This is a genomic window from Azospirillum sp. TSO5 (assembly GCF_003116065.1).
Classification (GTDB): domain Bacteria; phylum Pseudomonadota; class Alphaproteobacteria; order Azospirillales; family Azospirillaceae; genus Azospirillum.
In genome coordinates this window covers 154,999-181,097 of sequence record NZ_LGQY01000006.1, presented here as the reverse complement: position 1 = coordinate 181,097, position 26,099 = coordinate 154,999, and the positions used below count along the sequence as shown (strand labels likewise).

The window sequence follows — 26,099 nt, the reverse complement described above, 5'->3', positions numbered from 1 at the left end:
ATTTGAAGCAAAGGCGCCCTCCCCGGTGATGCTGGGGAGGGCGCCTTCTTTTTTCAGGGCCGCTTCGACCCGGCGGTCATCTTCCAGATCGCGACGAAGAACAGCGCGGTGCCGAGCAGGGCCGCATAAAGGACGATGCTGGGGTGGAAGATGAAGCCGATCGGCAGGATCAGCAGCATCAGCGCCGCCGCGAGCAGCCCGAGTACGAAGATGCCGGGGTTGAAGTGCTCATAGATCGGGGCGTTCAGGTCGGCGTGGGTGGCCATGGCATGTGCTCCATTCCGGTGCCGCGACGCGCGGCTTTGTCTGAGAATATGAGAGCAGGCTAATGAAATGGTGAGTGGGTGGCATTGCGAATTCGCAAGGGAATGGCCAATCCTCGTCGATTCCTTGGATCAATTCACCCTGAGCACGGTGGCCCCTACCCCACCGGAAACCGCAGCACGAAGCGCGTTCCCTTCCCCTCGCCATCCTCCAGCGCGATGCTGCCGCGCATGGTGCCGGTCATGATGTTGGCGCAGATGCTGAGGCCCAACCCGCTGGCGCCCAGGCCGCGCTTGGTGGTGAAGAAGGGGTCGAAGATGCGGGAGCGGATGTCGGCGGGGATGCCCTTGCCGTCGTCGGCGTAATGCATCTCGATCCAGCCGGCCGGCTGCTCACGCGCGGACAGCAGGATGCGGCCGGGCTCGCCCTCGTCAAAGGCGTGGACCAGGGCGTTGATGATCAGGTTCGACAGCACTTGCGCAAAGGAACCGGGATAGCCGTCGACGATCAGGCCGGCGGGAATGTCCAGTTCCACCGTCACGCGGGTGCGGCGCAGGCGGGGGCGCAGGCTCAGCAGCACCTCGTCGACATAGGCGGCGAGGTCGAAGGCGCGGCGCTCGCCGCTGGCTTGGTCGGAGGCGACCTGCTTGAAGCTCTGGATCAGGCCGGTGGCGCGCTCCACGTTCGACAGGATCATCCGCGTCGATTCCCACGCGACATCCAGGAAGTCCCGAAAATCGCTGCGGCGGATGCGGTTCTCCTCGAACAAGGTGCGGATGCGGCCGACTTCCTCCGCCAGATGGGAGATGGCGGTCAGGGTGACGCCGATGGGGGTGTTCACCTCATGCGCCACGCCGGCGACCAGTTGGGCCAGCGAAGCCAGCTTCTCCGCCTGGATCAGGCTGGCCTGGGCGTCGCGCAGTTCGGCCTCCGCCCGCTTTCTCGCGGTGATGTCGAGCGCCACGGTGACGATGTGGGTGACCTCGCCGTCATCGTCGGTCAGCGGCATCTTGGTGGTCAGCCAGTCGCGCATCGCACCGTCGCCGTCGGGGGCGCGGTCCTCGTGGAAAGGGACGCCCTGGCCGCTGTCCACCACCAGTCGGTCGAGAGCGGTGGCGCGGTCGGTGGAGGGACCGGGCGGCGGAGCGGCGGCGGGGCCGTAGGTCTCGCGGTAGTAACGGTTGGTCAGGCGCACCGTGCCGTCGCGGTCCTTCACGTCGATCAAGGCCGGGATGGCATCGATCACCCCAGTCAGGATCTCGCGGCTCTGACGCAACGCCTCGTCGGCGATCAGGCGGTCGGTGATGTCGGTGAAGGTCCGCACCTGCCCCCCGTCCGGCAGCGGCACCACCCGCACCTCGATAAAGCGGCCGTCGCCCTGGGGCCGGGCATAGATGAACTCCCGCTCCGGCCGACCGATGCGGTCCATCAGATAGATCGTCTTGGCGTCAAGGTCGTCGCCGAAATCGGGGGCGCCGGACGGCAATCCGACGATGCCGTTGGCGATCTGGTGCCGCACCACGTCGGGCAGCGCCGGATTGGCGCGCATCACCTCCTCCGACACGCCCAGTATGTCCAGCGCATTGCTGTTCCAGGCGATGTAATGCAGGTCGCGGTCGAGCAGAACGATGCCCTGCCCCATATTCTCCAGGGTCAGGCGCAGCAGATGACGCTGGGTGGCAAGCTCGTCCTCCGCGCGTCGCCGCTCGGTCACGTCGGAATAGGTGCGGAGGAATCCGCCGCCGGAGGTGGGGCGGGTCCGCACCTCCAGCACCCGGCCATTGGGGCGGCGGTGCTCGTACAGGGGCGGATCGGCGCGGCGCGCAAGCTCCAGATTGCGGGCGGCAATGGCCTCGGGGTCACCGGGACCGAATTCGCCGCGGCGGGCGAGGTAATGGACGATGCGGGCATAGTCGGCGCCGGGCATGTAGCCGCGCGGCACCTCGAACATCTCGTAAAGCCGGCCGTTGATGACGCGCACCGTCAGGTCGGCATCGACCAGCATCACGCCCTGGTCCATCTGCTCCAAAGCCAGCACGGCGAGATCGTCGCCGGTTGCGGGCTCCGGCCCAGGTCCGTCACCCGGAAGAGGACGGGGCGTCGGTAGATCGGGAATCTGGGCTGGCAAGGTCTGCGCGCCATCCATCGGTTTGCTGGTCCGCTATCGAACGGGCTACTGTAACAGCCCCTTCCACTCCTGCCGAGTTCTCCTCTGCGCCATGGAGTCGCAATACAGAGACATTTGTGGGGCATTTTAAGTATTTCGGAACCTTTCCCGCACTACCCTGTTTCGAATCGCAGGTGGTTTGTGCAAGATCGCCGGATGAGCGATAGTGCTTGAGTGCTGCTGCGCTTCCCCCGTGTTCCACCGGCTGTTTTGAGGTAACCGCCCCTTGTCCGGACTGGCCGCCCTTCCCGCACCGACCGGCGCGTCGCCCAACGCGGGCCTCGCGAAGCTGCGTCAGATGCTGGCGAGCGACGCCGCGGCGGTGCAACCAATCCGCCGCATCCCAGGCGAAGAGGAACGCAAGCGCGGCAAGGACGGCACCGAGGCGACCGGCGACGCCCTGCAGAGCAGCGGGCGCGCCGATGCCGAGTCGACGGCGACGCGGGCGAAATCGGCGGTCGGCTCGGCCGGTGGCTTCACAATCGGCGGTGCGACGGAAGACGCCGGCCCGGTCAATGGCGGGCCGGTGCCGCTAAACGCCCTGCCGAACGCCGGCTATGTCGCGCAAAGTATCCATCAGGAAGCCATGGGCAGCGGCCTGACCATCGAACCCTGGTCGGAAGCCATCGACGCCTACCGCCGCGCCGATGCCGGGGTGAACACGCCGATGGTCACGCAGATCGCGGTGTAAGGTTCCGCACGGGTGCCCCCGCCCTTCAACCTGTTGCCCCCTCCCTTCCCATGCTGCGCATGGGCCCCTTCCCTCCCCCGCCTTCGGCGGTAGAGGGAGTTGTTTGCAAAGCGATGGTAGTCCCCTCTCCCACCGAAGGTGGGGGAGGGTTAGGGAGGGGGCATAACGCCCCTCAATCGTCGCCGCTGGCCGGCATCGGGCCGTGGGGCACGTCCGCCTTTCGGCTGCGGAACAGGTTGCCGACGAAGTGGCCGAAATCTTCCATGTAGAGGTAGAGCGACGGCGTGATGTAGAGCGTCAGCACCTGCGACACGCACAACCCGCCGACCACGGCGAGGCCCAGCGGCTGGCGCAGTTCGGCGGCGGCGCCGTGGGCGATGGCGATGGGCAGGGTGCCCATGATCGCCGCCATGGTGGTCATCATGATCGGGCGGAAGCGCAGCAGGCAGGCCTGCTCGATGGCGTCGCGCGCCGCCATGCCGTTGCGCCGGGCCTCCACCGCGAAGTCGATCATCATGATCGCGTTCTTCTTCACGATGCCGATCAGCATCAGGATACCGATGATGGCGATGACGCTGAGTTCGGTGTCGAACAGAATCAGCGTCGCCAGCGCGCCGATGGCCGCCGAGGGCAGGCCGGACAGAATGGTCAGCGGGTGGATGAAGCTTTCATAGAGCACGCCCAGCACGATGTAGATCACCAGCACCGCCGCCGCCAGCAGCAGGGCCTGCCCCGACTGGGCATCCTGGAACACCTGCGCGGTGCCGGCGAAGCCGGTGGTGATGGTGGCGGGCAGCCCCATCTCGCGCTCCGCCCCACGGATCAGGTCGACCGCCTGCCCGAGCGAGGCGCCGGGCGCCAGGTTGAAGGACAGGGTGACGGCGGGAAGCTGGCCCTGGTGGGCCACCGCCAGCGGGCCGGCCGTGCGCTCCACCCGCGCGAAGGCGTCGAGCGGCACCAGCTTGCCGCTGGTGGTGGAACGGACATAGATGCGTGACAGCGAACTGTCGTCGCCCTGGTATTTCGGCTCCAGTTCGATCAGCACCTGATAGTCGTTGCTGGGGGTGTAGATGGTCGAGACCTGCCGCTGGCCGAAGGCGCTGTAAAGGGTCGAGCGCACCTGATCGACGCCGATGCCCAGCGTCGCCGCCTTCTCGCGGTCGATGTGGACATAGGCCTGGGGGTTGTTGAGCTGAAGGTCGCTGGTGACGTCCTGCAGGATGGGAATGCCGCGCAGCGCCTGCTCCAGCCGGCCGGACCATTGGTACAACTCGTCCAGGTCCAGGCCCTGGATGGTGTACTGATAGAGGCTCTTGGACGCACGGCCGCCGATGCGCAGGTTCTGCACCGGCTGCATGTAGACCGCCATGCCGGGGATGCCGGCGACCTGACGGCGAAGCTGCTGGATCACCTCGGTCGCCGACGGGCGCTCGTCGCGCGGCTTCAGGGTGATGAACATGCGGCCCTGGTTGCCGGTGTTGCCGCCGGTCCCGACGGAGGAGATGACGTCGACCACCGCCGGGTTGGCCTTGACGATGGCGGCGACCTGCTGCTGCCGTTCCGCCATCGACGGGAAGGCGATGTCGGCCCGCGCCTCCGTCGTCACGAAGATCTGGCCGATGTCCTCGGTCGGGAAGAAGCCCTTGGGGATCGCCTGATAGAGCAGGACGGTGCCGATGATGGTGCCGATCATCACCAGCCCCATCAGCGGCCGGTGGCGCAGGGTCCAGCGCAGGGTCCGCCCATAGCCGTTCAGCAGGGCGGAGAAGCCCGCCTCCAGCGTGCGGCCGAACCACCCTTCCTTCTGGTCATGGGCGTGGGTGAGGAAGCGCGAGCACATCATCGGCGTCAGCGTCAGAGACACGAAGGCCGACGCGGCGATCGACATGGTGACGACCAGGGCGAACTCGTGGAACAGGCGCCCGACAACGCCGCCCATCAGCAGGATCGGGATGAAGACCGCCACCAGCGACAGGGTGATCGACAGGATGGTGAAGCCGATCTCGCGGGAGCCCTTGATTGCGGCCTCGAACGGCTTCATCCCCTCTTCGACGTAGCGGACGATGTTCTCCATCATCACGATGGCGTCGTCCACCACGAGGCCGACTGCCAGGGTCAGCGCCATCAGCGAGATGTTGTCGACGGAAAATCCCAGCAGATGCATGCCGCCCGCCGTCGCGATCAGCGAGATCGGCACGGCCAGCGCCGGAATCAGCGTCGCCGACAGCCGGCGCAGGAACAGGAAGATCACCAGAACGACCAGCACGATGGTCAGGCCGAGGGTGAACTGCACGTCCTCCACCGCCTGACGGATCGACTGCGAGCGGTCGTTGACCACCTGGATGGCGGCGGCGGCCGGAAGCTGGGTCTGGAAGACCGGCACCAGCTCGCGCACGCGGTCCACCACGTCGACCGTGTTGGCGTCGGGCTGGCGCTGGACCGCCAGCATGATGCTGCGGGTGCCGTTCAGCCAGCTGGCGGTGCGGTCGTTCTCCACACTGTCCAGCACCTTCGCCACGTCGCCCAGCCGCACGGGGGCGTTGTTGCGATAGGCGACGATCAGCTGGCGGAAGGCGTCGGCGTCGGGAAGCTGCGGATTGGCGGCGATCACCAGCTGCTGCTGCTGGCCGGTCAGGGTGCCGACGGGGGTGTTGGCGTTGGCGGCGGCCAGCGCCTTCTGCAGTTCGTCGATACCGATGCCGCGCAAAGCCAGCGCGTTGGGGTTGACCTGAATCCGAACGGCGTATTTCTGCGAGCCGTAGATCTGCACCTGGGCCACGCCCGGCAGGGTCGCGACCTTTGGCTGGATCAGCGTCTCGGCGATGTCGTTCAGGCGTGCCAGCGGCAGGGTCGGCGAGTTCAGCGACAGGAACAGGATCGGCTGGTCGGCCGGGTTGACCTTGCGGTAGCTGGGCGGCGTCGTCATCTCTGCCGGCAGCCGGCGCTGGGTGCGGGCGAGGGCCGCCTGCACGTCGGCCGCCGCCGCGTCGATGTCGCGTTCCAGCACGAATTGGATGGTGATGCTGGTGTTGCCGAGCGTGCTGTTCGACGTGATGGTGTCGATGCCGGCGATGGTGGAGAACTCGCGCTCCAGCGGGCTGGCGATCGACGCCGCCATCGTCTCCGGCGAGGCTCCGGGCAGGCTGGCGCTGACGCTGATGACCGGGAAATCCACCCGCGGCAGCGCCGCGGTGGGCAGCTGGCGGTAGGCCGCCAGACCGCCCAGCACCAGCGCCGCCGTCAGGAGAATGGTCATCACCGGACGGCGGATGCAGAGTTCGGAGAGGTTCACGTCGCACTCCCGGTGGTCTGCGTCCGGGTGCCGGCGGTCTCCTCGACGGCGGAGCCTTGGGCAGCGGAGCCCTGGCGCCGCCCGCCTTCGGCCGTCTCGCCGGGCGGGGGAGCGGCCGGCTTGCCGGCGCGTTCGCTGATCTTGGCGCCGGGGAACAGGCGCGACTGGCCATCGACCACCACCCGCTCCCCGGCCTGCAGGCCGGAGGCGACGACGCTGAGGCCGCCATGGCTGCGCTCGACGGTGACCGGGCGAACCTCCACCGTCTCGTCGGGCTTGACGACATAGACGAAGCGGCCCTTCTGGCCGGTCTGCACCGCCAGATCGGGGATGGTCAGCGCGTTCTGCTCGACCCGCAGGGTCAGGACGGTGTCGACGAACTGGCCCGGCCACAGCCGGGTGTCGGCATTCGGAAACTCGCCCTTCACCAGGATGGTGCCGGTCTGCTGGTCGACCTGGCTGTCGACGAAGGACAGCTTGCCCTGCGCCGTCTCACCGTGACTGCCGGCGATGCTGGCAGTCACGGCAAGCGAGCCGGCGGCCATCGCGGCGCGGATCGCCGGGAGGTGCTTTTCCGGAACGTTGAAGGCGACGTTGATCGGACGAAGCTGGGTCAGGGTGACCAGCGGGTTGGCGTCGGCGGCGCGCACCATGGTACCGACCTTGGCGGTGATGGTGCCGGTGCGGCCGTCCATCGGCGCGGTGATGCGGGTGAAGCTGAGCGATACCTTCGCCGCCTCGATCGCCGCGAGGTCGGCCTTCACCGTCCCCTCCAGCGCATCAGCGGTGGCGACGGCGGCGTCATAGGTGGTGCGGGAAATGGCGCTGGTGCGCACCAGCTCCCCATAGCGCTTCACGTCGCCCTTGGCCTTGTCCAGATTGGCGCGGTCGCGTTCCAGATTGGCCTGGGCCTGACGCAGCTGGGCGTCGAGCGAGCGGCTGTCGAGCGTGAACAGCGTGTCGCCGGTCTTCACCTCCTGCCCCTCGGTGAAGGCAACGGTCTCCACGACGCTGTCGACGCGGGCCTTGATGGCGATGGCGGCGATGGGCTGGACGCTGCCGATGGTGACGATCTGCTCCGGCACGGCCTGCACCGCCACCTTCTGGGTCACCACCGGCACGGTGCGGGCGGATGCCTGAGCCTGGGTCTTCGCCCCGTTCGCCGCCCCACCCGCCGTGGTCCCGCTGCCCGCCCCGCCAGTGTGGGAGGCATACCAATAGTACCCGCCGCCGCCGATCAGTGCGGCAACAAGCAGGACCAGGAAAAACCGTCTCATAGGCGAGGACTCCAGACGCCGGAGCCGGGGTCCGGCAGCGCTTATATGAAGGGGGGCAGGTTGGTGATGCCGGACATCAGAAGATCGATGACGGAGCGCTCCAGCGCCTCGCGCGGGCGGTCGCCCACCTGCATGATCCCGCCACGGACCATGCCGATGATCAGCAGAGGCACGATTTCCAGGTCGATCTTGCGGAATTCGCCCGACTGCATGCCCTCCGCCAGGACCTGCTGCAGGGCCGTCGCGCTGCGCTGGCTGCGGCGGCGCAGAATGCGGCGGCTGCGGTCGGCCAGATCGGACTGGTCGCCGCCCAGCAGCTTCAGCGTCTGCAACTGCTCGCTCAACGTGCCGACCAGGGCGGAGACCATCGCCGACAGGCGGACGGAGGCGGGAACCTGCTGCGGCGCCAGTTCGGCGTTCAGCTTGTGCTCCAGCCCGCCCAGCGCCCGTTCGAGCGATTCCAGATACAGCTCTTCCTTGGAGGGGAAGTAGCGGTAGAGCGTTGCCTTGCCCACGCCAGCCCGCTTCGCCACCTCCTCCACCTGGACGGAGGCGTAATCGCGGCCGGCAAACAGCTCCGCCGCGGCGTTGAGGATCACCTCGCGCCGCCGAGCGCGCCAGTCAGGTATCTCTTCCGCATCAAGAGGCATGAATGGAACTCACGGGTTTCAAAATTGACGATAGTCGAGATCCTTAGAGTGTCAAGGAACCAGTCTCCAAGAAAAATGAATTCCGCGTCATCTGCGGAAAACCCTTGCCCGGCAAGGGACTGACGGCGTGACGACGGCAGGCGCCGTTCCCGCATGAAAAAGGCGCGAAGCCCGACCCGCCCAGGCGGAGATGCCTGGGAGGCCGGGCTTCGCGCCCTTGTATCGGAAGGCGATGCCTTCCGGTCAGCTCCGGGTGGCGGGGGAACGGCCGGTGCCGGTGGAGCCGGCCACGCCGGTGGTCGAGCCGGCCATCGACCCGGTGCCGGCCGAGGCTCCGGCCGGACCGCCACTGGTGCCGGCGCCGGTCCCCGTGCTGGTCGGCGAGGCCGAGCCGGTGTTGGCGCCGGTGCCCACGCCGAGCCCGCCGGCGGTGCCGGCCCTGGTGGTGTCGGAGCCCTGATGGCCGCCGGTGGTCCCGGACATCGACGTGGAGGTGCCGCCGCCGCCCGCGGTCGCCATGGCGGAGGCGCCGGCGCCGGTGGAGCTGCCCCAGCCGGTGTCGCTCTGGTTTCCGGTCTGGCTGCGGACGCGCAGGTTGTTCTGCACGTGCGACACGCCGGACACCGATTCGGCGACATCCTCGGCCCGGCGTTTGGTGTGCCGGTCGGGCACCATGCCGGTCAGCGTCACCTCGCCGCCGCTGACCGTCACCTCGATGTCGGAGGCGTCGACATAGGCGTCGTCGGTCAGGCGGTCGCTGACATCCTCGCGCACGCGCTCGTCGGAACGGCTGTAGCCGCGCGGGCCACGGCCGCGATGCTGGGAAGCACGGCGTTCGTCCTCGCGGCGGCGCCGCTCGGCATCGTCGTCACCGAACCAGGAGGCGATCTCGTCGCCGGCCTGTTCCCAGAAGCCGCGATCACGGTTCCGGCCACGGTCGTCGCCCCGGCGCTCGTACCGGTCGTCGGCGTAGCCGCCGCCATAGTCGCTGCGGCTTTGCCCGCCGCGGAACATGCTGCCGCGGTCCTCGCCCCAGGAGCGGTTGCGGTCGTCACGCTCGTAGCCGCCGCCGCTTTGGCCGCCGCCGTAGCTGGTGGAGGAGCTGCCGCCGAAATCGCGCCGGCTCCAGTCGCCACGCTCCCAATCGCCACGGTCGCGACCGGATTCGTAGCCGCCGCCATAGCCGCTGCCCTGGGTGCCGCCCTGGGAACCATAGCCGCGCGAGCCGTAATCGCGGTCACGTTCGCCATACTCGCGCCCGCCATAGCCGAGCGAGCCGCGGCCACGCACGCCACGGTCGCCCTCGCCATAGGGGCGCACGCCGTAATCGCGGTCGCGGTAATCGGCATTGCCGACGTCGCGGTTGGTGTAATTGCCCTCGGTCCCGGCATTGCCGGCGCCGGCATAACCGCCATAACCGCTGGACCCGGACCGCCCGCCATAGCCGGCGCCGTAGCCGCCGCGGCTCATGTCACGTCCACCGCCGAAGCTGCGGTCATAGACCCGCTCCATCTCGCGGGAGGTATCGCCGCGGCGGTCGTCGCTGTCGGAATAGGACTCGCGGCCGTAGCCGCCGGATTCGTTGCCGACGCGCCCGCCATAGCCGGCGTCGCGGTAGCTGCGGCCCTGGTCGTCCTGGTGGCGGTGGGCCTGCGTGCGATACATGCTTTCGTGACGGCGGTCGTCGTCCTGGTCATAGACGCCGGTGCGCTGCGGCCCCTCGCCCCAGTCGCGATGCCGGTTCGGCTCCCGGTCGTCGTCGCGCCAGTCGCGGCCTTCGCCCCGCCACCGATTCTCATACTGCGCCATCGTGGTCGGCTCCCTCTTTTCCGGATTCTTGGGGTGCGGGCGTCGCGCCACGAAAGGCGTGGGCACGCCCGTCCTTCCCCGAACAACAGGAGCGGTCAAACGGCGTTCCGGATTTTCAGCGGCCGGCCCCCGGCGATCCCGAGAGTTCTGGCACGGCGCTTGCGTGGTGCAGAGCGGTTGGTTCCACGCATCACTTGCGGCTTCGGCGCTTCATGCACCGAAGCCGTTTTCTTTTGCGCCCCATTATTGGGCAGACGTGTCGATCTGCTTAATTTGGCAGCGGCTGGTCGAGCAGACGGGCAACCGCGGCCCCCAACTCTTCATTGAGGAAGGGCTTGTAGATGATCTCGTCCGCATTGAACATGCGCGTCATCTTCAGCAGATAGCCGGCCGGCATGTTGGGCGCACCGCCGGACATGGCCAGGATCTTCACGTCGGGCTGAGCGCTGCGGGCGGCCTTGATGAGTTCGATCCCGTCGACCTCCGGCATCAGCACATCGGTGACGATCAGGTCGAAGCTGCGGCGGTCGAGCGCGCGGATGGCCGCGCGTCCGTTCTCCGCCTCGGTCACCTCGAAACCGCGCCCTTCCAGATAGCCGGCGACGGATAGGCGGACGGCCGGAGAATCCTCCACGACCAGGATGTTGGGCCGAATGGCACTTCCCATCATACACCCGGTTCCTTTTGGGAACCGCCTTATCGAAAAGCCGGCAACGGCCGGCGGAAGCCCGCCCCTTATCCCCTCACCCGCCGAGAGCCGCGACCGCCGCAGCCGCGTCGGCGTGGATCTCGAACAGGGACGAGAAGCCGCTGACGTCGAACACCTCGCGGATGTGCGGCGCCATGGCTGAAAGGGCGATCGAGCCGCGCTTCGTCCGTGCCGCCTTGGCGGCGACCAGCAGACAACGAAGCCCGGCAGAACTGATGTAGGAAAGCTGGGCCATATCGACAACAAGCCGCGTGCCTTCGGCGCCGATGGCCGACAGCAGAGCCGATTCGAATTCGCCGGCATTGCCGCTGTCGATCCGACCCTCCGCCCGCAGAACGGTGACGCCGTTGACCGACTGTTCGGTGATGTTCATACCCTGCCCTCGCCTCGTCTTACCACGTTGGTGCTTATACCACGTCGGTGGACGCCCGACGACGCATTCGCGGTGCGGCGGACGATTCCTCCCGAATGCCGCCGTCAGGCGACCGGATCGGACAGCGCCGCCAGGGCGGACACCGGAGCGTCCGCCGCCCCGCGCCAGCGCAGGACGAGACAGGTGATGTCGTCGGACTGCGGCGCGCCGGCGGTGAAGCGGGCCACGTCGGTCAGCACCCCGTCCAGCCCATCGCGGGCGGACGCGCTGGACTGGCCGGCGACCGCGGCGGCAAGGCGGGGGTCGCCGTACATCACGTCCTCGCCGTTGAAGGCCTCGGTGACGCCGTCGGTGAACAGGAAGACCATGTCGCCGGTGTCGAGCATGACGCTCTTCTCGCCGAAGGGCATGTCGGGCATGGCGGCCAGCGCGATGCCGGGGGTGCGCTCCAGCTCCTTCACCGCGCCGGACGCGGTCATGCGCAGCGGCGGGTTGTGGCCGCCGTTCGAATAGGCCAGCACGCCGGTGCGCAGGTCCAGCTCACCATAGAAGACGGTGACGAACATCATCTGTTCGTTCTCCGCCGCCAGCAGGTTGTTGACCCGGCGCATCGTCTCCGCAGGACCGACGCCCGATTCGGCAATGGCGCGCAGCATCGTGCGGGTGATCAGCATGAAGAAGGCGGCCGGGATTCCCTTGCCCGACACGTCGGCGATGACCAGCGCCACCTTGTGCTCGGAAATCGGGAAGAAGTCGTAGAAATCGCCGCCGACCTCCTTGGCCGGGATCATGCGCGCCGCGATGTCCAGCTCGGCCAGATCGGGGAAGACCTGGGGCAGGATGGTCAGCTGCATGGTGCGGGCGATTTCCAGCTCCTGCTGCAGGCTGATGAGGCGGCGCTTGTCCTCCAGGGCCTCGCGCAGGTCGCGCACCATCTGGGTCAGCTGCACCTGCTGGGTGCTGACCCGCGTCGCCAGACGGGAGAAGCCCAGCGCCAGCAGGCCTAGCTCGTCGCCCACCCCCTTGGATTGCGAGGATTGGGCATCGTGGGTCTCGGCCTCGATCTGGCGAAGCTCCTCCAGCAGGGTTTGGCGGGCATCCTCCTCCAGTGTGACGGCCAGCGCCTCCATCTGGCGGCGGATAAAGCGCTGCTGACGGCGCAGGCGGCGTTCGCGCTGGCCGGCGCTGCGCTCGATCTCGCGCATCACGCCGCGGAAGACCTCCACCGCGCCGGCGATGCGGCCGATCTCGTCATTGCCGGCCGGCAGCTCGACATAGCCCATGGACCGGCCGTGGGAGAGGTCCTGAAGCGCCTTCACCGCCCCGTCGAGCGTGGAGAAGTTCCGCCGCAGGAAACCATAGAGCAACCCCAGCGCGCCCAGCAACACCAGCCCGACCGCCGCGACATAGGCGACCGACCACAGCGCCTGCTCCTCCACCGCCTGGGTGACGTCGGTGGCAATCAGCACGGTGGCGACGCGGCCGCCGGCGAGATCGGCCACCGGCAGGCTGGCCAGCGCGTAGCGGCGCCCGCCGTCGGCGACATGGGTGATGCTACGCTCCGCCGGGCGGACCAGCGGCTTGATCGCCGGCCACAGCGGATCGGTCTCGCCATCCAGCGCCACACCGCTGCGGCTGACGGCGAAGACGCGCCCGCCGGTGGTCCGCCGCAGCACGTCGAGCGCAGAGACGAAGTCCAGGCCGGCCACCGCCGCACCGGTGACGCCGGCCCCGCTGCCCGCACCGCCGCCGGCCCCGGTCCCGGCATAGATCGGCACGCCGGCCACCACCACCAGACGCTCGCCATCGACCAGACGGACGCCGCGCGCCAGCTTCTGCCCGGACAGGATGGCGTCGAGCGCGCCGCGATTGAGCAGAGGCGCCGGATCGAAGGCCGGATCGCTGCTGTAGAGCAGGTCGCCCGACTTCGACAGCAGGTTGATGTCGGTGATGCCGCCGGTGGCGGGGGCGGCGAGAATCCCGAGCGCGGCGACCCGGCGGTCGAGCGCGCCGCGCTCCTCCACCTCGACCGCGCGGGCGATCTCGGCGTCGCCGGCCAGCCGGCCAAGGCCCTGATCGATGCGGCCGACGGCACCCGAAACGGCGAGCTGCCAGGAGGTTTCGAGCCGTGCCAGTTCCAGCTCACGCGCGCGCTCGTCGGCGGCGTCCTCGCGCAGGGCGGCGAAACCGAGAAGCAGGCCGGCCACGATGGTGACGGTGGCGAGCACGAACAGGATGATGCGGGTCTGGAGCAGCATGGGGCCTCTCAGCTCCGCGGAACAACGATGGGCCGCGCCAGCAGCAGGGCCAACCCGGCGGGAAGCAGGGCCGACGCGGCAAGCAAGCCGCCGTCCCAATCGACCGCCACCGCCCACAGCAGCGCGGCCAGAACACCGACCGCCAGCGCCCGCAGGATCGATGGAAGACCACCGTCCCCGGTCTGCCGCCGTACATAGGACAGCGCCAACCCGGCGGCGAAGCCTCCCGACCCCGCACCGAGCAAGCCGGAGGCCAGAGCTGACGTCGAAAGCGCGGCGATTGCCACGACGGCCGCCGCCAGCAGAAGCAGCGCGGTCAGCAGAGCGGCTATCCGGCGCAGCCGGGTGGGGATCGCGTAACCAGCGACCAGACCGGCCATCGCCACTGCCGGCAGAGCGGCGAGCATGCCACCGGACGGGTTCCCGGCGCCCGCCTCGGCGCCCGCCCCGGAGCCCATCGCCAACATCGCTGCGGCGGACGCCGCCAGCAGGGCGAAGGAATGGATGTCGTCGGCGCGGGAATCGAGCTCGCGCCGGGGAGCGGCTTCCAGGCCGGAGCCGAGCGCCTCCAGTGCGGAGCGGCGGGTACGGTCGACGGCCTCGGCGACCTCCGGGTCGAAGACGGCGGCGCGAACCTCTTCCGCATGGGCGGCGAAGCGTTGGCGGCGCTCGTGAAGGCCAAAGACCACGGCGTTGAAGGAGAAGAGCAGACGGCCGACCTGATCGCGCGGACGGCGGCCCAGCAGCGTGGCGAAACGGCCGGCCGCGGCCTCCTCCATCGCGCGGGCCAGCCGGCGCAGCGGCGCGCGGAAGCTGGCGCGGGCCAGCACGCCGGCCAGTTCGGCCAGCAGCAGCAGGACCGCCAGACCGCCCAGCGCCACGGTCGCCAGCTCGCCGGCGATCTGGCCGCGCACCTGACCGGGCTGCACGCCAACCAGCACATGGCCGGCGGGCGGCTGCCCCACCCCACCGCCGCCGCCTTCCGAGGACAGGCGGCCGATGCGCACCGGCAGGCGCAGGATCAGGAAGCCGTCGCGCTCGATCGGCTGGAGGGTCGCGGCGCGGGTCTCGGGCGTCGGCAGGCTGCGCAGCGAGGCGGCCAGCGTCTCCATCTGCTTGCGGTCGGGAAGAGAGCCGCCGGTGGCCGCCGACTGGAGAAGCGCGCCGTCGGCGCCGGTCAGCGCCAGGAAGCCGATGTCAGTGTTGCGGTCGGCGATGCCCTGGAGAAAGGCGCCAACCCCCTCGATCCGCGGAAGCGGGATGCCATAGCCGATGGCGCGCTCCAGATCGTGCTGAACCGCCTCCGCCACCGCGGCGGCCTTGGCGGCGCGGGCCTCGCCCAGCTGGTCCTGCGCCAGCCAGGTGCCGAGAAGCCCGACCCCGGCCATCGCCAGCGCTGCCGCCAGCAGGATGACGGCCGGAATGCCGAGCATGAAGGAGCGATGGCTGCGGGATGTCATGCGAGTTCGTCCAGGCGGGCGACTTCGCGCTCCGCCTCGTCGAGGATGGTCAGGCGCCGCCGCACCGCTTCGGTGAAGGCGGGTGCCGGCAGGCCGAGTGCCTGGGCGGTGGATCGGGCGGTGGATCGGGTGGCAGATGGGGCGGGAAGAGCGGTCGCGCCCTCCCCCAATCCTTCCAGTGCGGCGGCGAGATCCGCCAGAGACCGGCGCGGACCGGCGGCGATCCCCAGCCCGGCCAGCCAACCGACCAGGGCCAGCGGCAGCACGATCAGAACCGCGCCGATGGACAGGGTCAGGGCATAGTGACGCATCGGCTCGGCCATCGCGCCAGACGGCATGCGCACCAGCACGCTGCCAGCCGCAGTGTCGAAGCTGGTGGCAAGACCGACGCCATAGACCCGCTCGGCCCCGCGCACCTCCGACCAGAAGCCGCTGACGTCGCCGTCGGGGCGATTGGGGCCGCCGGGGCTGTCGGAGGCCGATGCCGGGCGGGGCGGCAGCGCCTCCCCCACCTCCACCGCGTTGGTGGAGAAGAGGATGGTGCCGGCCTCGTCGAGAACGGCGACGGACTGGATGCCGGGAAGGGCGGCGCGGGCGCGGGCCAGCAGCACATCGACCTGCGGCAGGTCGCCCAACGCCAAGCCGAGATTCAGCTGGGTCTCAAGCGACGTCTTCGCCTCGCTCAGCACGAAGCCGACCTGGGAGGACACGGCCTCGTCCAGGCGGCGCGCCTGTTCGCGCGTCCACAGCACGACGGCGGACAGGCCGGCGACGAACACCGCCACCGCCACGAACGCTGCCAGCCGTGCTCCGAAACTGCCCGATCCCATCCCGATTTTCTCCCTCCGGCCGTCTGCCGATCAGCGCGGCCCAATCAGCGCGAATCGCGTTCCCGGCCGCACAGCGCGTACCAGCGTTGCGACGCATCCTCGCCCGCCGCGACGCGGCCCCAGACATGGCCGCGGTCGAACACGTCCCAGCGGGAGGCCAGTTCCTCCACCGCGACCAGTTCGGCGCTGGCGGTGTCGAAGACCGGGTCGACGGTGAAGTCGCGGTGGACCAGCAGCCGCACCAGATCGCCGCCGACGCGGACCAGCCGCTTCGGATAGATGCCGTGCCGCGCCAGATGACCCCAGCTGCGGTGGTTGCGCGTGCTGACGGTGGTGACGAGATGCCGGCGGCCGAGCGCCTCCGCCACCTCGATCCGCCAGTCGATCAGGCGGTGATGCAGGCCGCGCCCGCGCTCCGACGGATCGACCATCGCCGATGACATGTGCGCGACCCAGGGCAGCTCCGCTTCCGGCAGGTCAAGGTCGCGGCCACGGTTGGGATCGGCGGCCGACGGCAGGCCCAGCGCGCCGTAGGCGACCAGCGCGCCCTTGCGGAAGATGCCGGCGGTCAGGCCGCGGTCGCCCAGATGGTCGGTGACGAAGTTCCCGACCTCGCCCGCCATGCGGTAATGGTCGGGGTCCTCCAGCGTCGCCACCACGCGGACGCGGAAGTCGGCGAGCAGGTTGGAATCGTCCAGGTCCATCATGCGGACGGTCAGCCCGTCCGGCAGGTCGGCGGCCAGCGCCCGCAGGCGGACGGCGGCAACCGCGCGCGCGGCATCGCCGCGCAGGGGGATCGCGCCGAACGGCAGGGGAACGGGGGGCAGGACGCTCATAATTCGCCACTCACGATTCGATGATTTCCGCGAAGTTCAGGAGGCCGATGGGCGGGTAATATTCCAGTGCCCGCACCGTGGCCATGTTGATGATGACGGAGAAGCGCTTCAGCGTTTCCACCGGGATTTCGGCCGGCTTGACGCCATCGAGCAGGATTTGCGCCGCCTTGAAGGCGGTGAAGCGGCCGATGCCGTAGGCGCTGCTCGCCAGCGCCAGCATCGCCTTGTCGGTGCGCACAATCAGTTCGGTGACGGAGAAGGTCGGCAGATGCAGCCGCAACGCCTCCGCCGCCACGACGCTGCGGTTGTGGAACGCGATGAAGGTGTCGGGGCCGATATACAGCATCTCCGCCCCGCGCTGCGCCGCACGTGCGATGGCGTCGGGAACCGCGGCGGAAATCGGCTCGCCCCGGTCGTTCAGCGGCACCGGCTCCTCGATCAGCTCAAGCCCGCGCAGGGCCGTCTCCGCCCGCAGACCCTCAATGGTGAGGACGGAGTTGCGCTCCTGCGGGTTGTAGACGACGCCCAGCCGCTTGATCGGGCGATAGGCCTGGATGGTGTTCAGCTGGACCGCGATGGGGGCGATGTGGATGGTGCCGGTGACGTTGCGCCCCGAACGGGCGAGGTCGGGCACGATCTTCGCGTCCACCGGGGCGGCGACGAAGGTGAAGACGACCGGGATGTCGGTGACGTATTTGCGCGGATCGGGCTGGTCGAAGGGACCGATGAGGCCACGGGTCTGCGGCGTGCCCCAGCTGTAGATCAGATCGGGGCGGGTGTCCTTGATCTCTTCGATGATGCCCGGCAGCTTGGCGGTGTCGCCGCCGGTGTTGCGGATGGTGTAGTCGACCTTCAGGCCGCGGCGCGCCAGATAGTCCTTGAAGCCGTATTCGTTGTCGCTCTCGCCGCGGCCCAGCACCATGGTGATGCGGAAGGTCTTGTCCGGCACCGTGGCGGCCAGCGCCGACCCGATCAGCGCGTTGCCGGCCAGCGGCAGGCCCGGCAGCGACAGTCCGCCGGCGGCGGCCAGCCGCAGCAGCGAACGGCGGCGGATGCGGAGGAGGTCGTCCTCGTCGAAGAAGTTCGCGCTCATCGCGGTCAAGCCTCCTGCGGCCGGGTCGCTGGGGTGGCCGGCCGGCCGGTGCGGAAGAGAATCCAGAACAGCAGGGCGCTCGCCCCGCACAGAAGGCCGATGCCCAGCATCGCCTCCCGGTAGGAGGTGGCGACCGCCACCGCCATCGCGGTGACGGGGCCGAGCGCGCCGCCGAGCCGCTCGATCAGACGGTACCAGCCGATGGCCGCGGTCTCCTGCAGGCCGCCCTCGCGGGCGATCTGCGAGACCAACGTCAGCTGTGGCGCGCCGACCAGCGCCTGGGACAGCCCGAACAGGGCGATGGCCAGCGGCGGCCCCCACAACGCCTGGGTGGCGACGATGGGCAGGCAGCTGGCCAGCGTGCCGATGCCGCCGGCGGCGATGAAGCCGCGCCGCGCCTGCCAGCGGTCGGACAGGCTGGCGGCCAGCGGCGACACCAGGATGAAGGCGACGAAATACATCATCTGCACCCGGCCGATCTCCGCCTTGGTGGCGCCGTCGGCGGTCAGCAGAAGCGGGACGAGGCAGAAGAGGAAGGCGGTGGAGGCGATCTTGGTCGGGATCGCGCTCAGCACCATCAGGGCGGAGAAGCGGAAATCGCGGAACAGCGGCAACGCGCTGCCCATCGCCGGCCGCGCTGCCGCGCCGGCCGGACGCGCCGCCGATCGCCCGCGCAGGAGCAGCAGGCTGACCGACAGGCCGGAGCCCAGCGCCAGGACCGCGCCCAGCAGGAAGGTGGCGCGGAAGCCCGCCTGATCGGCGATGATGCCGCCGCCGACCGGGCCGCAGACGCCGGCCGCCAGCAGGGCGCCGATGAACATCGCCATGCCCGCCGCCCGGTTGCGCGGCGTGGTGTGGTCCACCACGATGCCCTGCGCGGTGATGAGCACCAGCCCATAGCCGAGCGCGGTCAGGCAGCGCCACAGCATCAGCTCGAACAGCGAGCCGGCATAGGCGGTCAGCGCCAGGCTGACGGAGCCCAGCAACGCCCCGATGGTGAAGGATCGCGCCCGGCCCCAGCGTTCGGAGAAGCGCGCCCCGCCCGGCTGCGACAGCGCCCAGATCAGCATGAACAGCGTGATCGGCAGGCTGACCACCATGTCCGGCGTCAGCCACGGCACCTCGCCGGCAAAGGATTTGGCATAGGCCGGCAGGAAGGGGCGCGACAGCTCTTCCGACAGGCAGAACAGGAAGACCGGCAGACGCAGGAAGACGAGGTTCAGCGGTGTCGGCGGCGGGGTCGCGGACTGCGGATCGCGGAAGCGGAAACGGCTGGCGAGCGCGGCCAGCCCGGCCTCCGCCCGGTCGACCCGCGGATCGTCGTTGCCCAGCCGCCGCCGCAGTTCCGCCACCCGCGCGGCGAGGCCGGCATGGCGGGCGTTGACGCTGTCGAGCGCGGCCCGCACGCCGCCTTCCAGCGCGCGGTCGTCATTGGCGCCGGCGGCCTGCGTTCCGGCAGGTTCGGTGATCACCGGCAAGGTGGCGCGGAAATCGCCCTCTTCCGCCCGGTCGGCCAGCAGCCGCAAGGTCAGCACCCGCCGCATGGCGAGATTCACCACCAGCTGCAGCACTTCGAAGATCAGCAGGACGGAGACGATGACCACCGACAGCACGTCGAGCGCCAGATCGGTGGAGGCCTTCGCCAGGAAGGCGCTGTCGATGCCGACATGCAGCGCGCCGGCCGCGGCGCCGGTCCCGCCCAGCGGGTTCTCGACATCGACGAAGCCGCTCACCAGCCGTCCGTCGGCGGGGCCGGACAGCTGGCCGGCCGGCACGGACGACAGCCCGGCGAGCGGCTTGCCCGCCGTCGCCACGATGCGTCCGCCAGGATCGGTGACCGCGATGTAGGCGATGTCGTCGTGGCGATCGACCTCGGCCGCCAGCAGGGCGTCGAGACCGGCCATGCGGTCCAGCGGAATGCGGACGCCGAGGCCGCGGTCGATCTGCGCAGCCAGCAGGCCGCCGACCGTCTGCGCCTTGCGCGCGAGTTCCGGCTGGAACAGCGGGTCGAAGCTGCGCAGCGACAGCCAGGATGCCGCCCCCGCCGCCACCAGCAGGACCGCCACCGTGACGATGGTCAGCCGCAGCACCAGCGCACTGATCGGGTCGCGCTGCTGGGCCGGCGCGGCCTTCGCGGCGCTGGATTGTCCCTTTCCGGTCATGGCACGGCCCCTTTCGGCATCGGCGATGCCATGTTCACCGATGAAATGCCGAGGGGAGCCATCGCATCCAGCTCCCGCTCCAGGTCCTCGATGGCGCGGTCGGCGTCGGCGATGCCATGGTTCAGACGGTCGCGCACGACACCCAGCGGTGCCGCGCCGGCGGCCAATCCGCGGCGGCCACCGCCCTGCCGCACGACGACGAAGACGGCGGCAAATGTCGCAAGCGCGGCGAGCAGAACCAGCACCAGGGTTCCGAAGCGCAGACCGCCTTCGACCGCCGCGACCCTCGCCTTCAGGCCGGCGAGGGAAGAGCGCAGGATCACCTCGCCCACCGTCTGGCCGAAACTGTTGCGCACGCCGGTGCCGATGACCAGCACGTCGCCGTCGACGCGCTGGCGTAGCGTGCTGCCGGGCTCCTCGCTCCAGTGGATCGGGCTGGGGCGGCCGACGCTGTTGTGGTCGGAGGCGAAAAGCACGATGCCGCGGTCGTCCACCACCTCCACCCCGAGGATTTCCTCGCCGGAAGCGGCGCGTTCGGCCTGCGCCTGCAGATCGACCAGTTCGGACAGGTCGAGGCCAAGCGTCAGCCCATATTCTACCCGGCGCTTCATTTCGTCCGCCACCACCGTCAGGCGGGACGTCGTGACCTCGCGCAGCTTCTGTTCGAATTTCAGCCCGGACAGGGCGACGGAAAGCAGAACAGCCGTCGCCACCGTCGCGGCGATGACGGCGCCCGTGCGCAAGGCCAGCACGCCGCCGAGCCTCATCGCAACCCTACACGATGAATTGGTGATACATCAGCCACGGATCGCCCAAAGCTCCATCGCCACTTGGGGGAAGTCACCCGCTAGATGAACCGCGATTCCGCCCGATGTTGCAAGCTGTTTCCAAATCGGGCTACCGCGTTCGAGTTCGAAATACACGGCCCCGGCATGATAGGGCAGTTGCCGAGGTGCGACGGGCAGCGGTCTTACTCGGATGCCGGGCAACTGGACATTGACCAGCTCGCGGATTTGTTCGACCGGACCGATCTTGACCAGCGCCGGGAAGTTGCGGCGCAGCGCCTCGCCCGGCATGTCCGCCCGCACCGCCAGCACGAAGGTGGCGGTGGTGATGAGCGAGCGGTCGGCGATGGTGCCGACGCGGATGCCGTATTTGCGTTCCAGCAGGTCGATGGGGATGGCGGTCTGTTCCAGCACCGCGCTGAGCGAGCGGCGGATCTCCGCCATCACCGGCTCCATCGTAGCCTGCAGGTCGTCGTGCCGATAGGGCGGGAACCCAGGCGGCCGCTTGTTGACCGCGGTGAAGGTGGCCAGTTCGCCGGCCAGCGACAGCATCATGCCGTGCAGCCGTTCCGGATGGATGTCGGGCATGCGGGCAATGTTGGCGAACAGCGGTTCGGAGCGGTTGGCGACCTGAAGCATCAGGAAATCGGCCATCTCGCCGGCGCCGCGCCCGTTGGACCCGGCGACGCGGGCGGCCAGCGCCTCCGACCGGCTGTTCAGCAGCCCCTGGATCTCGGTGACGTAGCCGGCCAGCGGGGCCAGCGCCTGGACGTTCAGGGTCGGCGGGATGTAGCGGTCGTCCAGCGTGGCCCGGCGGTCCGACCGCACCTCCTGGATGCGGGCGAGGCCGAGGCAATGGTAGCCGGCGCGCTCCTGCCGTTCCAGCCGGTAGCGCAGGCGCAGCCGCCCGGTGCGGATGCGCGACACGCTGGCCGACCCGGCGATGGCGTCGACCGTCTCCGTCTCCTCGCCGACATAGCGGGTGGCCGCATCGGCACTCTCGCCGACCTCGAACTCGACGCCGCCGCGCTGGCGCACCGGCAGGGCCAGATAGACGATGCTGTTCGCCAGCGTCTCCGGCAGATCGAGCGGCGGGGGCGGATCGTCGTCGTCGGGGATGTTGATCGGCGTCCCATCCTCCAGGATGCCCTTGCAGCCCAGCACGGCGAACTTGCCGACGGCCAGAAGCTCGCGGTTGATCGTCAGTTCGCTGATGCCCCAGGCGAAGGGACGCAAGCCCGCCACCCGGCCGCGCACCAGCCGTTCGACGTAACGGTCCTGCTGCTGGAAATGCTGCGCCCGCAGGAACATGCCTTCGGACCAGATGACCTTGTCGTCCCAACTCATGGGCGCTTTCCCTCTTGCAAGCTGGTGGTCGTCGTCATGGGTCGTCCTCCGCCGTCAGCCGCCGAGCGCGTGGCGGTGGATGGGCAGGAGCCGGCGGTAGAGCGCCGCCAGCCGGGCGCCGCCGTCGGCGGTCTCGCCGGTCAGCTCGCGCACCGCCGCCAGCAGGGCCGATTGGTGGGCGGCGCCGTCGGCCGCGGCCGACTGCAGCAGCGCCTCCGCCTCGCCCGGCGGCAGGGCACGCAGCTGGGCCAGTGCATCGTCGGCGTCCGCCGCACGGAGCAGGGGCGAGGTCCCCTGCGCCAGCGTGTCCTCCGGATCGAGGCCGAGCAGCGATTCCAGCGCTGCCTGCCGCCGAACCAACGACAGCACGACGTCGGCCAGCGCGCGGGCCAGGGGGTCGGAACCGGGGCCGGACGCGAAGCCGGATTCAAAGCCGGTGTCAGCGGCCGGCGGCGCGGAAGGCGCCGGCCGCGCGCCGAAGGCGGGCGGCACCAGCGGATCGTCCGCCCAATCCTCCGGCGGAAGGCTGTTCACTTGGGGCTGCGGTGGCGATGCGGGGGGCAAGGCCGGCATTGCCGGCGGGGAGGACTGGGCCGGCGGCAGATCGACCGGATCGTCCAGCCAGTCGTCGGGGATCGACAGTCCACCGGTTCCGCCGCCGCTTCCCTGGTCGAAGGCCGGCTGTTCGGGCGCCACGCGGATGGTGCCGAGGCTGTCCGGCGAGAAATCGCGCTGGGCCGCGCCGGCCCAGTCGGCATCGCGGCCGTAGGCGTCGGGCTGCGCCGCAGCAGCCGTCGGCTGCCAGCCGCCGGACGGCTTGTCGCTCCATCGGTCGTCGGCACGCGGCAGGTCGCCGAACAGATCCTCGTCTTCCGGGATCGGCATCACCGGCACCGCGCGACTGTTGAAGGCCGGCACGGCGAAGGGGTCGTCCTCCGCCGCCTGCGGCGTCTGCGTCGGGGTGTCGGAGCCGCGCAGCACTGCCAGGAAGGGATCGTTGGCGGCCGGCGCCTCTTCCGCGGCGAAGCCGGCGCGCATGACGAAGCCGCCCAGTCGCAGCCGGTCGCCCTCCCCCACCACGGCGGAATTGCCGCGGCCGATCGGGGCCGGCGCGTCGTTGAGGAAGACGCCGTTGGTCGAGCTGTCGATCACGATGTAGACGCCGCCCTTGAACTCCACCATGCAGTGGATCTTGGACAGCGTCCGTTCCGGGTCGTTCAGTATCCAGTCGCAATCGGGGCCGCGGCCGATCACCAGCCGGCCGGTGCCGAGGTCGCGTGCGATATCGGCGCCCTGTGACGGTGGGCATTGGATCAGGGTCAGGCGAAGCTTCATCGGATCACGCCCCCACCTTGCCGCTGCCGCCATTGGCGATGTCCAGCGCCTGGGCCAGCGACGCGCGATGTCGGGCCTTGATCTCCTTCGGCACCGCGGCGGCGGCGAGCAGCACCGCGGCGGCGGCGGCGGTGCCGGTCAGCCCGTCACCCGGCGGCACCACCACCGCCGCATCGGGCGGAGCGAGGCTGCCGCCGGACCAGAAGGCGGCCATGGCGGCATTGGCGCAGGCCGTCTCGAAATTCATCGCTTCTGCGGGGGCGAAACAGGCGCGGCGGTTCTCCTCCGTCGGGCGGAAGACCCAGGCCTCCGCCGCCTCCAGCGCGGCGCCGTCGGCGGGGGCCGGTTCAGGGGGAAGCGCGCCGCGGGCCGCCAAGCAGCCCCACCATACCGCCTCGCGCCGCGGCAGGGCCATGCCCAGCAGGCGGATGGCGTCCGCATACAGTTCGGCGTCGATCAGCGCCTTCAGGTAGGCGGATGTCGGAGCGTTCGGCGCGAACAGCGCCTTCGCCTCCGCCGACAGGTCCAGCCCCGCGACCGCTTCGGCCGCGCGGGCGAAGCGCAACTTCGGCAACAACCCGATGTCCACCGTCCCAAACCCCGCTTGTGAAGACCGCCCCACTCTGGGCGGTGTTTCGTCAATTGATGGTTACCACGCCGCCCTTGACCTGGACCATCGCGTCGCCGTTCACCTGCGTCATCGCACCCTTGATCTGCACCTGGCTATCGCCGGTGACCTTGACCATCAGGCCTTTGACGGTGACGCCGGTCTGATCGATCTTGACGCTGTTGCCGCCGACCTTCAGTTCGATGGAGGTCGTGGCCTCCATGGTGATCTTGCCGGTGCTGGCCTTCACCGACACGTCGCCCAGCCCCAGCTTCAGCGCATAGTCGCCCTGCTTCACGTCAATCGCCATGTTGCCCTGGCCGACGGTGAGGCTGTCGTTGCCCTGCCCGACCTCCACCGTCCGGTTGCCCTGGCTGACCGTGTGGGTGTCGTTGCCCTTGCTGACGGTGACGGTCCGGTTGCCCTCCCCCACCGTCAGGGACTGGTTGCCGGTCGACACCTCATGGCTGTCGTTGCCTTCCGACACGGTGACGCTGCGGTTGCCCTTGGCGATGGTGACCGACTCGTTGCCTTCCGACACCGTTTCGGTGCGGTTGTTCTTGATGGTGATGGTCTGGTCGTGATCGACGGTCAGCGTGTCGTCGTTCTCCACCATCCGGGTGAAGTCCTTCTGGGCGTGGAAGTAGATCTCCTCCGCGTCCTTCTTGTCCTCGAAACGCAGCTCGTTGAAGGTGGCCGTATCGCCCCCCTTGCTGGAGCGCGTCTTGATGCCGCTCTGCGTCTTGTTGTCGGGCAGCGTGTAGGGCGGCATGTTCTCCGCGTTGTAGACGCAGCCGACGATCAGGGGCCGGTCGGGATCGCCGCCGATGTAATCGACCAGCACCTCCATGCCGACGCGCGGGGTGAAGATGGTGCCCCAGTTCTTGCCGGCCATGGTCTGGGCGACGCGCAGCCAGACGAAGCTCTTCTCGTCGTTGGTGCCCTTGCGGTCCCAATGGAACTGCACCCGCACCCGGCCGTACTTGTCGCAATAGATCTCCTCGCCGCTGGGGCCGACCACGGTCGCGGTGTCCGGCCCATGGGTGCGCGGGCGCGGCACCGGCGGCGGGCGGAACACGGTGGCGTCGGGGATCGCGGCGAAGCGGCAGGAGAAGGACGGCGGAACGCCACCGTTGCCCAGATGGCTCTGGTCCTGGGCGCTCAACGCCAGTTCTGTGAGGACATAGCCCTTGCCGACCTCGGCCGTCACCGCATGGCCGGTCATCGAGATCTTGCCGCCGGCGAACAGGCCGCGGTAGGTGGCGCTGCCCTCCACCCGCTCGTATCCGGTCTCCGTCTCCTCCATGCGCAGGCGCGACAGGGTGGTGCCGTCGGCCTTCACCATATGGCCGCCGGGATAGCCGAACATCTCGTGCGACTTGAAGGCGGGAACGCTGAGCACCGTGGTGGTGCTGGCGGTCAGGTCGGTGCTGGGCGTCTCGAAATTATAGTCCTTCAGCGTCCATTTGCCGGACACGTAGGATTGCGAATGCGCCCAGCCGTCGATGGCCAGCGTGTTGCCCTGCACCGAGGTGGCGTGGATGACATCCTTGTCCAGGCAGTCGGTGTAGCCGGACGCGCTGTCGCTCAGCACCAGCGTGTGCTTGCCGGCCTCGTGCTGGAAATAGAAATAGATGCCCTCGTCCTGCAGCAGGCGGGCGATGAAGTCGTAATGGGTCTCGCGGTACTGGACGCAGACCGGCCGGGCGTTGTGGCTGCCGGACAGGCCCTGCTTCTTCACCTCGGTCACACCGCAGTCGGACAGCATGGCGTCGACGATCTGCACGACGCTCTTCTCCTGGAAGACCTGGCAGTCGGAGCGCAGCGTGGCCAGCCACAGGGTCGGCACGATCTCGGCGGTGTATTGGCGATAGCCGCGCAGGGCCAGCGGCCCGGCGGAAAAGCTGCTGACGATGCCGTTGACGATGCGGGGATCGCCGCCCTTGCGCGCGATGGACAGCGTCAGCGACTTCCCCAGGATGTCGGCCGGCGCGATCGTCATCCGCGGAGAGATCATCGTGATGGTGTAGCGGAACAGGCGCGACAGCCCTTCCTCCCCCTCGACGGCCACCGGGATCAGCACGTCCGCGCCCAACGGCGAGGTCAGCGACAGAAGCCGGCCGGTCTGCGAGATGGTGGGCGCATCCGACATGC

The 26,099-nt window shown here is 69.4% G+C and carries 20 protein-coding genes; 1 reads left to right on the top strand and 19 read right to left on the bottom strand.

Going from position 1 to position 26,099, the window contains the following annotated elements; genetic code table 11:
* Positions 1 to 53: 53 nt before the first annotated feature.
* Both TSO5_RS01595 and TSO5_RS01590 read right to left on the bottom strand, forming a co-directional pair.
* Positions 54 to 266, bottom strand: a complete 213-nt coding sequence (locus tag TSO5_RS01595; RefSeq protein WP_109149942.1) for a hypothetical protein — start codon at positions 264 to 266, stop codon at positions 54 to 56.
* A gap of 155 nt (positions 267 to 421) precedes the next feature.
* The gene (locus TSO5_RS01590) at positions 422 to 2,302 is read right to left on the bottom strand and encodes a PAS-domain containing protein (RefSeq protein WP_247870530.1); all 1,881 of its coding nucleotides are present in this window, start codon (positions 2,300 to 2,302) and stop codon (positions 422 to 424) included.
* Positions 2,303 to 2,657: 355 nt separating this feature from the next.
* On the opposite strand from TSO5_RS01590, the gene TSO5_RS01585 reads away from it, so the two are divergent.
* Entirely contained in the window at positions 2,658 to 3,122 is a 465-nt protein-coding gene (locus tag TSO5_RS01585; protein ID WP_109149941.1) for a hypothetical protein, read from the top strand.
* 172 nt (positions 3,123 to 3,294) lie between these two features.
* Here TSO5_RS01585 and TSO5_RS01580 read toward each other — a convergent pair whose 3' ends face one another.
* From TSO5_RS01580 to tssI, 17 genes are all read right to left on the bottom strand, one after another.
* Positions 3,295 to 6,414, bottom strand: a complete 3,120-nt coding sequence (locus tag TSO5_RS01580) for an efflux RND transporter permease subunit (RefSeq protein WP_109149940.1) — start codon at positions 6,412 to 6,414, stop codon at positions 3,295 to 3,297.
* Positions 6,411 to 7,691 (bottom strand): efflux RND transporter periplasmic adaptor subunit, encoded by a 1,281-nt coding sequence (locus TSO5_RS01575; RefSeq protein ID WP_109149939.1) that lies wholly within the window; start codon positions 7,689 to 7,691, stop codon positions 6,411 to 6,413. Before TSO5_RS01575 ends, TSO5_RS01580 begins: the two co-directional genes overlap by 4 nt.
* Before the next feature lie 41 nt (positions 7,692 to 7,732).
* The gene (locus TSO5_RS01570; protein WP_109073069.1) at positions 7,733 to 8,341 is read right to left on the bottom strand and encodes a TetR/AcrR family transcriptional regulator; all 609 of its coding nucleotides are present in this window, start codon (positions 8,339 to 8,341) and stop codon (positions 7,733 to 7,735) included.
* 243 nt (positions 8,342 to 8,584) lie between these two features.
* The gene (locus TSO5_RS01565) at positions 8,585 to 10,150 is read right to left on the bottom strand and encodes a BON domain-containing protein (RefSeq protein WP_109149938.1); all 1,566 of its coding nucleotides are present in this window, start codon (positions 10,148 to 10,150) and stop codon (positions 8,585 to 8,587) included.
* A 268-nt stretch (positions 10,151 to 10,418) separates the two neighbouring features.
* Entirely contained in the window at positions 10,419 to 10,820 is a 402-nt protein-coding gene (locus tag TSO5_RS01560) for a response regulator (RefSeq protein ID WP_109149937.1), read from the bottom strand.
* 73 nt (positions 10,821 to 10,893) lie between these two features.
* Positions 10,894 to 11,232: an STAS domain-containing protein gene (locus TSO5_RS01555; RefSeq protein ID WP_085089672.1), complete on the bottom strand. Its 339-nt coding sequence runs from the start codon at positions 11,230 to 11,232 to the stop codon at positions 10,894 to 10,896.
* A 104-nt stretch (positions 11,233 to 11,336) separates the two neighbouring features.
* Entirely contained in the window at positions 11,337 to 13,490 is a 2,154-nt protein-coding gene (locus TSO5_RS01550) for a PP2C family protein-serine/threonine phosphatase (RefSeq protein WP_109149936.1), read from the bottom strand.
* Positions 13,491 to 13,498: 8 nt separating this feature from the next.
* Positions 13,499 to 14,950, bottom strand: a complete 1,452-nt coding sequence (locus TSO5_RS01545) for a HAMP domain-containing protein (protein ID WP_109149935.1) — start codon at positions 14,948 to 14,950, stop codon at positions 13,499 to 13,501.
* Complete coding sequence (locus TSO5_RS01540) at positions 14,947 to 15,780, bottom strand: hypothetical protein (RefSeq protein WP_109149934.1); 834 nt, start codon at positions 15,778 to 15,780, stop codon at positions 14,947 to 14,949. The genes TSO5_RS01545 and TSO5_RS01540 overlap by 4 nt, the downstream gene beginning before the upstream one ends.
* 44 nt (positions 15,781 to 15,824) lie before the next feature.
* Positions 15,825 to 16,616, bottom strand: coding sequence for a GNAT family N-acetyltransferase (locus TSO5_RS01535; protein WP_109149933.1), 792 nt, complete (start codon positions 16,614 to 16,616; stop codon positions 15,825 to 15,827).
* Between the two features lie 10 nt (positions 16,617 to 16,626).
* Complete coding sequence (locus TSO5_RS01530; protein ID WP_109149932.1) at positions 16,627 to 17,709, bottom strand: ABC transporter substrate-binding protein; 1,083 nt, start codon at positions 17,707 to 17,709, stop codon at positions 16,627 to 16,629.
* Positions 17,710 to 17,714: 5 nt separating this feature from the next.
* Positions 17,715 to 19,871, bottom strand: coding sequence for an MFS transporter (locus TSO5_RS01525; RefSeq protein WP_109149931.1), 2,157 nt, complete (start codon positions 19,869 to 19,871; stop codon positions 17,715 to 17,717).
* Entirely contained in the window at positions 19,868 to 20,638 is a 771-nt protein-coding gene (locus TSO5_RS01520) for a hypothetical protein (protein ID WP_109149930.1), read from the bottom strand. Before TSO5_RS01520 ends, TSO5_RS01525 begins: the two co-directional genes overlap by 4 nt.
* Before the next feature lie 30 nt (positions 20,639 to 20,668).
* Complete coding sequence (gene tssK / locus TSO5_RS01515) at positions 20,669 to 22,003, bottom strand: type VI secretion system baseplate subunit TssK (protein WP_109149929.1); 1,335 nt, start codon at positions 22,001 to 22,003, stop codon at positions 20,669 to 20,671.
* Positions 22,004 to 22,057: 54 nt separating this feature from the next.
* Positions 22,058 to 23,338 (bottom strand): FHA domain-containing protein, encoded by a 1,281-nt coding sequence (locus TSO5_RS01510; protein WP_109149928.1) that lies wholly within the window; start codon positions 23,336 to 23,338, stop codon positions 22,058 to 22,060.
* 4 nt (positions 23,339 to 23,342) lie between these two features.
* A complete protein-coding gene (locus TSO5_RS01505) occupies positions 23,343 to 23,912 on the bottom strand; it encodes a hypothetical protein (RefSeq protein ID WP_247870529.1) in 570 nt (189 codons plus the stop codon).
* A gap of 64 nt (positions 23,913 to 23,976) precedes the next feature.
* On the bottom strand, positions 23,977 to 26,097 hold the full coding sequence (tssI, locus tag TSO5_RS01500) for a type VI secretion system tip protein TssI/VgrG (protein WP_109149927.1): 2,121 nt from the start codon (positions 26,095 to 26,097) through the stop codon (positions 23,977 to 23,979).
* Positions 26,098 to 26,099 lie beyond the last annotated feature (2 nt).